Raw genomic sequence first — 908 nt, 5'->3', positions numbered from 1 at the left:
AAGTTTTCTTCCCCCCATTTGAGGCTGCCATCAATGCTGGAGCCGCATCAGTCATGGCAAGCTACAACGAAATAGATGGCATCCCATCCCATGCAAACCCATGGTTATTAAACGATATCTTACGCGGAGAATGGGGTTTTGATGGACCTGTTGTTGCTGATTATTTTGCCATCAACGAATTAAACATTCGCCACAACGTTGTTAGCTCTTTGGCCGGTGCCGGAGCGTTGGCGCTCGAATCCGGTGTTGATATGGAACTGCCCGATGGCAGCGCCTTCTACAGCCTAAAAGAAAAGTTAGAAGCTGGAGAAATTGATGAATCAATTCTGGACCGCGCAGTTTTAAGAATCTTACAGCTCAAACAACGCGCCCGCCTTTTTGATACGCCTTACGCCGATGCAGCATATGCAGATAAAATCACTGGCAACAAAGAAGCAAGAGAACTAGCCTATCAAGCAGCCATTAAAGCCCCCGTACTCCTAAAAAATAAAAACAACACTCTGCCAATAGCACCCTCAGACTACAAAAAAATTGCTGTCATTGGACCGAATTCAGATATTGTTGTTTTAGGCGGCTATTCAGACGAACCGCGTCAGGTCGTCAGCATTCTTGATGGCATTAAAGAACGTTGGGGTAATGAGACACAAATCATTCACAGCAAAGGCGTAGAATTGACCAGTAATCGTTCTTGGTGGGACGACAATGTATCCCTAGCTGACGAGACTGAAAACCTATCTAAAATCCAAGAAGCTGTCCAAAAAGCTCAGGACGCCGACCTCATCATTCTTGCCATTGGCGGAGATGAAAGCACCTCGAGAGAGGCTTGGTCAGAGACTCATATGGGTGATCGCAATGATATTACCCTAATAGGGCAGCAAACCGAATTGGTTGAAGCGTTGTCCAGCCTT

General features: G+C 46.1%; 1 protein-coding gene. It reads left to right on the top strand.

Going from position 1 to position 908, the window contains the following annotated elements:
- Positions 1-908, top strand: a 908-nt coding sequence (locus ACFQS8_RS14425; RefSeq protein WP_382168571.1) for a glycoside hydrolase family 3 protein, incomplete at both ends; no start/stop codon positions are given.

This window comes from Hirschia litorea, from assembly GCF_042665075.1.
In the GTDB taxonomy this organism is placed as follows: domain Bacteria; phylum Pseudomonadota; class Alphaproteobacteria; order Caulobacterales; family Hyphomonadaceae; genus Hirschia; species Hirschia litorea.
Note: the sequence above shows the minus strand (reverse complement) of the source record. Positions and strands in the feature narration are given on the sequence as shown.